Annotated in this window: 6 protein-coding genes and 3 pseudogenes; all 9 read right to left on the reverse strand. The window is 72.7% G+C overall.

Going from position 1 to position 7635, the window contains the following annotated elements:
* Window positions 1-335: 335 nt before the first annotated feature.
* Entirely contained in the window at window positions 336-1157 is an 822-nt protein-coding gene (locus tag Vqi01_RS22935; protein WP_204036906.1) for a hypothetical protein, read from the reverse strand.
* 180 nt (window positions 1158-1337) lie between these two features.
* A complete protein-coding gene (locus tag Vqi01_RS22940) occupies window positions 1338-2123 on the reverse strand; it encodes an endonuclease/exonuclease/phosphatase family protein (protein ID WP_372444412.1) in 786 nt (261 codons plus the stop codon).
* Window positions 2120-3610, reverse strand: coding sequence for a phosphatase PAP2 family protein (locus Vqi01_RS22945; protein ID WP_204036907.1), 1491 nt, complete (start codon window positions 3608-3610; stop codon window positions 2120-2122). The genes Vqi01_RS22940 and Vqi01_RS22945 overlap by 4 nt, the downstream gene beginning before the upstream one ends.
* 70 nt (window positions 3611-3680) lie before the next feature.
* The gene (locus Vqi01_RS22950; protein ID WP_204036908.1) at window positions 3681-4691 is read right to left on the reverse strand and encodes a YihY/virulence factor BrkB family protein; all 1011 of its coding nucleotides are present in this window, start codon (window positions 4689-4691) and stop codon (window positions 3681-3683) included.
* Entirely contained in the window at window positions 4684-5688 is a 1005-nt protein-coding gene (locus Vqi01_RS22955; protein ID WP_204036912.1) for a diacylglycerol/lipid kinase family protein, read from the reverse strand. The genes Vqi01_RS22950 and Vqi01_RS22955 overlap by 8 nt, the downstream gene beginning before the upstream one ends.
* Window positions 5689-5954: 266 nt before the next feature.
* A pseudogene (locus Vqi01_RS31810) lies at window positions 5955-6161 on the reverse strand (Clp protease N-terminal domain-containing protein); the annotation flags it as partial.
* 177 nt (window positions 6162-6338) lie between these two features.
* A pseudogene (locus Vqi01_RS31815) lies at window positions 6339-6533 on the reverse strand (Clp protease N-terminal domain-containing protein); the annotation flags it as partial.
* The gene (locus Vqi01_RS22965) at window positions 6533-6769 is read right to left on the reverse strand and encodes an HTH domain-containing protein (protein WP_111218248.1); all 237 of its coding nucleotides are present in this window, start codon (window positions 6767-6769) and stop codon (window positions 6533-6535) included. The pseudogene Vqi01_RS31815 and the gene Vqi01_RS22965, both read right to left, overlap by 1 nt.
* A gap of 391 nt (window positions 6770-7160) precedes the next feature.
* Window positions 7161-7532 (reverse strand): annotated as a pseudogene (locus tag Vqi01_RS22970) (transposase); the annotation flags it as partial.
* Window positions 7533-7635: the final 103 nt, after the last annotated feature.

The raw sequence follows: 7635 nt of genomic DNA on the forward strand, positions 1-7635 counted from the left end.
ACGAACAGGTGAGACCATGCGCATCGGCAACACGGAGATCCGTCCGGTCGGCGGCAGCCTCGGCTGCCTCCTGATGATCCTCTTCTCGATCATCGCCTCGATCGTGCTGACCGTCCTGCTCAACCTGGTGCTGTGAGCGCTGGCCGCCCTGCCCAACCTGGGCCGTCCTGCTCGCCGTCCGCGTCCCTTCGGCGGCCGCCGCATCCCACGCCATCGACCGCGTGCTGTGAGCGCCGCCCCAGCCTAGCGCGGTGACCAGACACGGCACCGACCAGACACGGCGCTGACCAGACGCGGCACGGTGCCCGCGTCCGCCGGGCGCGGTCGAGAACCGGTCAGCGGCGCAGCCCGAGAGCGGTCAGCGCCTCGCGGGTGGCCTGGCGGGCCGGCTCCAGGACGCTGCGACGCAGCCAGTGAGCGGCTGGCGTGACGGTCACGTGCCAGGCCCTGCGGATCGCACGGCCCACCGGCACGACCGCGACCCGCCACAGCCATCGTCCCGCCAGCCACACCGGACGCAGAGTGAGCGCCCAGCACCACCACAGGATCCGGCCGGCCACCCGCCACGCCCAGCCGAGCACGACGACCGACCGGCGAGCCAGCGCGGACAGCCACCGGCTCAACGTGGCCAGAACCAGCCGGGCGGGCGGGGTGAGCACCCGGACCAGCCAGGCCAGCGGCACCCACAGTAGGTAGTACAGCGGCACCAGGATGAGGATCGACACCAGCCAGACCAGTCCAAGCCCGCACCACCGCAGCAGCCGTGCCAGGCTCCGACCGCACCATCGCAGTGGCGGCCACAGGGCGGTGCGCCACAGCCAGGCCACGCCGTGGCCGAGCCAGGTCAACGGCAGCCAGACCAGCGCCCGCCCCAGCCACGAGGCCGCGCGGGCCGCCCAGAGCAGCGGAATCCACACCAGGTGCCGCAGCAGCCAGCCGAGCGGACGCAGCAGCCAGCGATCCACGAACCGAGCCGCCGGAGCGAGCATCCAGCGGTGCAGCCCTCGGCCGATCGCCGTCAGCAGTTCCCAGGCCAACCGCACCGGCAGCACCACCACCAGCGCGACGCCCCGCACGACAACCGCCACCGGCGACAACGGGCCGGACGCCCGCGCCAGCGGCTGCCCGCCAGCCCTCGCCCCCGAAGACTCGCCCACGCCCGCACGCTAACCCCACCCCCACCCCCACCCCCACCCCCACCCCCACCCCCACCCCCACCCACGCGATCATGCACTTTCTGTCGCCGCATACCGGATATACCGCGCAGAACGGCGACCGAAAGTGCAAGATCGCGAAGCCGAGGGGCCGGGGAGGGACGCCGGGACCCCAGGCTGGGGTCAGGGTGGGGGGAGGGTGAAGTCGGCCAGGAGGGGGTAGTGGTCGGAGGCGTGGTGGGTGTGGGGGTCGCGCAGCACGTGGACGTCGGTGCGGTGGGCGGCCAGCGCGGGGGTGGCGAGGAGGTAGTCCAGGCGCATGTCGGAGAACTCCGTACCGCCGTGCCGGGTGGGTGCGGTGGATCCGGCGGTCGCCCCGAGGTCGACCAGGCCGGCGGCGAGCAGGCGGGCCACCGCCCGGGTCTCCACGGTCCGGCCATCCCGGCGCAGGTGTCGACGGCGGTACGCGGCGGGCAGCCGGGCGACCCGCTCGGCGTGGTCGGCGTACGGATCCAGGGTGTTCAGGTCGCCGGCGAGCAGCGCCAGGTTGTCGTGGGCCGGGCGCAGCGCGGCGGCCGCCCAGCCGGCCTCGACCAGCCGGCGGGTGCCCGAGTACGGGTGAAGGTGGGTGGCGATCACGGTGAGCGCGCCGGCGCCGGTGGCCAGCACCACCCGTTGCGCGGCATGGTGCAACGGTCGACGCACCGGCGCGGCGGACAGCACCTGCCACGGCGGGCGGACCAGCACCGCCACCGGCTGCCCGAACCAGGAACGGGCCAGATACGGCCGCATGCCCAGCCGGGCGGCGAAGGCCGACACGTCGAGGTCGCGCAACTCCTGCAGGGCCAGTACGTCCGGCCGCTGGCCGGCGATCACCTGAGCGATCCGATCGCGGCGGTCCGGCCCGCCGGTGTCCCGACCGCCGGTACGGATGTTCCAGGTCATCACCCGCAACACGGGGCGGCTCACGCGGGTCGGGCGGCCTCGGCCAGCTCGTCATCGAGGGTGCCGATGTCCTCGGACCCGATGGCCGGCCGGTTGCCCTGACGCAGGTCCTCGTTGGGGCGCACGACCAAGTACAGCAGCCCGACCCACAGGGTGGTGAGCAGGACCGCGCCCATGAAGTCGGTCGGGTGATGCATCCCCCGGTACATCCGCGAGACGGCCACGCCGACCGGCATCACCACCGCGAGCGCCACGAAGACCCACCGCCACCACCGGTCGGTGCGGGGGAAGACGATGACGGCGATGGCGAGCCACAGGCAGCACGTCGCGGCGATGTGACCGGAGGGAAACGACGAGGTCGGCATCGGGCCGTCCAGGTTCTCCACCGGCGGGCGCGGCCGGTCCACCGCGGCGGCGCTGGCCAGGAAGAGGCTCAGCTCGCCGAACATCACCAGTGCCACGAACAACACCGGCCGCCAGCGACGCCAGACTGCCAGCACCAGCGGGCAGAAGACCAGCGAGATGAGCAGGATGGCGTGGGTGTCGCCGGCCTTGCTCCACCACCAGCTCACCTCGTCGAGCAGCGGAGTGCCCCGGGCGGCGAACCAGGCCGGCACCACCTCGTCCCAGGTGGCGAGGGGGGTGTCGTGGGCGTGGTGGGTGACGAACATGCCGAAGCCGTAGAGCACGCCGCAGACCAGCACCCAACCGACCAGGATCTCGGCCACCGCGGCCCGGGGGTGCGGCAGCAGCTTGCGCTCGTCCGGCGCGGGCGCCACCTCGTGCGCCGCTTCCGGCTCCAGCCCTTCGGTCAGCGGGGTCACGGGCCGGCCCCGCTCCAGCCGCCACAGCTGGAAGGCGTACGCGGTGACGCTGAGCCAGGCGGTACCGAGCAGCCAGGCGCCGATCACGTCGGAGAGGAAGTGCACGCCGAGCGCGACCCGGGTGAACCCGATCAGGAAGGCGACGGTGCCGACCAGGACCATCGCCGGTCGGCGCCAGCGGGGCGCCATCGCCGGCAGGAACACCAGCAGCAGCGCACCGTAGGCGACCATCGACCCGAGCGCGTGGCCGCTGGGAAAGCTCTGCCCGGCGTACGTGCCGATGGGCACCTCCACCTCGGGGCGCAGCCGGTCGACGAGGGTCTTGAGCGTCAGGTCGAGGATCAACGCACCCGCGCCGGTGACGATCAGGAAGACCGCGAGCCGGCCCTGTCGGCGGATCAGGAAGCCGACCACGGCGACGGTGATCAACCAGATGATCACGGGCCGGCCGCCCAGGTCGGTGATCGCGTTGAGCACGGTCACCAGCGGACCGATCGGAGAGATCTGCTCGTTGAGCCACCGCGCCAGGCCGTGGTCCACGTGGTACAGAGGGGACCACTGTACGCGCACCAGCACCAACACCAGCCCGAAACCGACCCCGGCACCGAGCACGAGCGCCAGGCCGGCGAGCGTACGTCCGGTGAAGTGCCCGAGAGGTCGGCGCAGTACGTCCCTGACCGCGCCCACGGCAGCCTCCTTCGCCTCTGGCGTGCCGCTGTACCCGGCCGCTGTCTGCCGTACACCCGACAGACAGTCGTCAAAGGGCGGTCATCTCGCCGGTGTCGAGCAGCCCGCCACGTTGGACGTCCGGCTCCCACAGGTCCGGCTGCGCCGGCTCCTGCACCCCGATGCGGACCGCCTCCAGTTGGGCCGCGAAGGCCAGGCCGCCGAAGAGCGCCATGCCGGTGAGGTTGGCCCACAGCAGCAACGCCATCATCCCAGTCAGCGCCCCGTATGTCTGCCCGAAGCCGTCGCTGAACCGGACGTAGGCGGCGAGCAGGAGGCTGGCCAGCCACCACAGGGCGGTTGCGATTCCAGCGCCGAAGAACAACCAGGACAGGCCGGGTTGGTGACGCCGTGGCGCGTGCCGGAACAGCACCGCGACGGCGAGCACGGTCAGCCCCAGGCTCAGCGGCCAGCGGATCACGTCCCAGCCGGCGCTGGCCACCTCGCCCCAGGCGTAGTGCCGTGCCACCGAGTCGCCCATCGGCCCGCCACCGACCAGGATGAGGAACCCGGTCAGCGCCGGCACGCCAGCGGTGACGGCGAGGACGGCCGCCCGAAGGTACTTGCGCAGCGCCGGGCGGTCCCGCTCCACGCCGTAGATCCGGTTGGCGCCCCGTTCGATCTGCGCCATCGTGCCGGTCAGCGCCACCAGCCCGGTGATCAGGCCGAGGGTGAGGGCGACCTCGCCGATGGTCTCGACCCGCTCGGAGCGCTCGGCGTCGCCGAGCAGTTCGGCGACGACCTGTTCACTCGCGCCGGGGGTCAGCGCGAGCACGGTGTCGGCGACCACCTCGCCGCCCTCCGCCACCCCCAGTTCCGCGATCAGCCCGGTCAGTGCGATCAGGAACGGCACCACGGCGAGGCAGAGTTGGAAGGCGAAGGCGCGGGAATGGCTGAATCCGTCGCCGTAGCGGAACCGGGTGAAGGCGTCACGCAACAGGCGCCAGCCGCCCTCGCGGCGCAGCGTCCGCCAGGCGTGGTCGGCGCAGAGCTGCTCGTCGGACATCAGCCGGGTCTCGGGCACGATCCTGGTGCTACTCAAGGCTGCTCTCCTCGACCAGGTGCTCACCCCGCTGGGCGGCGGCGGACGCGTCCTCGGCAAGGTCGGGTGCCCGCTCCGGCCGCGGTACGCACAGCCACAGCGCGCGGCGCCGGATCCGCACCCGCAGCACACGCCCGGGCTCGATCAGGTCGCCGTCCAGCTCGCGCGGCTGGGCCCGGTTGCTGGTTATCTCCACCCGACGGGCGCGGTACACCTCCATCCGCGGCACCCGGTCGCGCCGGCGTACCACCGCCCAGGCGAGCGAGAGCCAGTGGCGCAGCGTACGCGGGGTGAGCACGGCGACGTCGAGGTAGCCGTCGTCGGGCTCAGCTTCGGTGAGCAGGACCACCCCGCCCTGGAGCCGACCGACGTTGGCGACCAGCACCGAGCGGGCCCGGCGGCGCAGCGGCTGCTGGTCGTCCAGCCGGATCCACACCCGCATCGGTCGGTCCCGCAGATGCCGGAGGGCACCCACGACGTACGCCGGCCAACCGATCCGCCGCTTGGTCGTCTCGCTGGTGGCGGCGAGCATCTGGGCGTCGAAGCCCATGCCGGCCATCACCGCGAAGTGGCGACCGTCCACCTCGCCGACGTCGAGCAGGCGCCGCCCGCGCTCCACGGCCACCGCCAGCCCGGCGGCCAGCTCGTTCGACAGGCCCAGGTTGGCCGCGAGCAGGTTGCCGGTGCCCTGGGGCAGGACGGCGAGCGCCACCTCGGTGCCGACCAGGGCGCTGACGCAGGCCATCACGGTGCCGTCACCGCCGCAGGCGAAGACCACGTCCACGCCGGCGGCGACGGCCTGCTCGGCCTGGCCGTGACCGGGATCCTCGACGGTGGTCTCGAACCACAGCGGGTCGGGCCAGCCGGCTGCGGCGAGCGTGTCGCGCACGGTGTGCCGTAACCCGTCCAGGTCGGCCACCTTGACCGGGTTGACCACCACCGCGCTACGCAGCGGCCGCCCTTGCCGTCCAGCTTTCACGGCGTCAGTGTGCGACATGGTGCCGGCTTCGGCGACTCGGCGGCGGGTGGGCAGATTCACCCACCCGGCACCGGCGGACGGTGAGAACGGACGACGGAGGAGGACCCGGCGCGGGACGCGACCCGATCAGGCGGCAACCCGGGACGCGACCCGATCAGGCGATGGCGCGATCGGCTCAGGCGGCGGCGCGATCGGCCAGGCGGCGGCTCGGGCGATGGCGCGATCGGCTCCGGCGGCGGCGCGGGACGCGATCGGCTCCGGCGGCGGCGCGGGACGCGATCGGCTCAGGCGGCGGCGCGCAGCGCAGCCTCCACCCGGCGGCGCACGTCGGCCAGGTCGACGCCGGCCTCGCTGAGCACCAGCGCGCCGAGGCCGGCGCCCTCGCGCAGCAGCCCGAGCAGGATGTGTTCGGTGCCGATGTGGTGGTGGCGCAGCCGCACCGCCTCGCGCAGCGACAACTCCAGCACCTTCTTCGCCCGGTTTGAGAAGGGGCCGCCGGAGTACCGGCGCCGCCCCCAGCGACGTCGTGGCACCGGTACCGCCTCCCGCAGCGCGTCGGGGCCGAAGGACTCCTCGATCCGGGCGACGATGGCGGCCAGGTCGATGCCGATCTCGCGGAGTGCGGCGGCGTCGGCCTCGGCGAGGCCCACCCCACCGGTTTCGGTGTGCCGGCGGATGCGCGCCCGCAGGTCGTCGGCGGTGACGCCGGCGTCGCGCAGCACCCGCACCGCGAGGCTGTCACCGTCGGCGAGGATGGCGAGCAGCAGGTGCTCGGTGCCGACCGGGCGTTGGCCCTCGGCCCGCGCCTCGTCGCGCGCCCGCCGCACCACGGCACGGGCACGGTCGGTGAACCGTTCGAACATCACGCCTCCCAAGAGGATCCGACCGCCGGTCGCCCGGCGTGCTTCTTGTGGACCGCCTGCCGGCTGACCTCGAGGGCGTCGGCGATCTCCTGCCAGGACCAGCCCTGTCGTCGGGCGTTGTCCACCTGGACCACTTCAAGCCGTTCGAGCAGCCGGCGCAGTGCGCGCACCGCACGCAGGCCGACCCGGGGGTCGGTGCTGCCCGCCGCGGCCGCGAGTTCCGTTGCCTGACTCATGCTGTCAATGTAGGTTGACAACACGCATCTGTCAACCGGGGTTGACAGATGCGCCGCGGGTGGATGCGTTGGCGCCAGGTCCGGGCCTTGTCCGGGCGATATTTGGGGTCGAGCAGGATCTGTCGCCGGGTTGGGTGTTGTTGCTCGCGCCGGCTCCCGAAGTGGATGCCGGATCGTGGGCCGAACCGTTGACTTGCGACGCGTTCCTGCCTGGCGGGTGGGCTCGTTTCCGTTCGGGATCCGCTGGGTCGATTCGTGGGACCCGGAATTGCGGGACTCCCGGAGTGTGGTGCCGCGCCGCTCGGATGTGGCTCCCGTGGCGAGGTGGGGATGGGCAGTGCGGTCCCGGCCGGGCCTGGGATCGCGACGGGGGGTGCCCCTATGGGTTTTGTCAAGCAGCGGCGGGGCGGGGTTGATAGGTGGTCTTGGTGCGGAGCATGGCGAACAGGACGTCAACTCGGCGGCGTGCGAGGCAGATGAGGGCGGCGTTGTGTTCCTTGCCTTCGGCGCGTTTGCGGTCGTAGTAGGCGCGGGATGTGGGGTCGGCCAGGGCGGCGAACGCGGCGAGGAAGAGTGCGCGTTTCAGCTGTTTGTTGCCGCCCTTGGGTGGGTGTTCGCCGCGGATGGAGCTGCCGGAGCGTCGGGTGACGGGGGCGAGGCCGGCGTAGGCGGCCAGATGCCCGGGGGTGGCGAAGGCGGTGCCGTCGCCGACTTCGAGCAGGATTCTGGCTTCGGTCCCGACGCCGATGCCGGGCATCGAGGACCTCGGCGAGAGGGTGGCCCGGCGACAACACCCCCCGGATCATGAGTACGACAGGGGCAGTTAGAGCGAGGCAATAGGCGAGGTGGTCTGGTGATGCTGTCCC

Origin of the sequence: Micromonospora qiuiae, assembly GCF_016863555.1 — a bacterium.
GTDB classification, from domain to species: domain Bacteria; phylum Actinomycetota; class Actinomycetes; order Mycobacteriales; family Micromonosporaceae; genus Micromonospora; species Micromonospora qiuiae.

Excerpts from the sequence above, each read along its gene's own strand:
- Vqi01_RS22955 (WP_204036912.1), bottom strand. The coding sequence starts at position 5,688 with ATGTCGCACACTGACGCCGTGAAAGCTGGACGGCAAGGGCGGCCGCTG.
- Vqi01_RS22965 (WP_111218248.1), bottom strand. The coding sequence starts at position 6,769 with ATGAGTCAGGCAACGGAACTCGCGGCCGCGGCGGGCAGCACCGACCCC.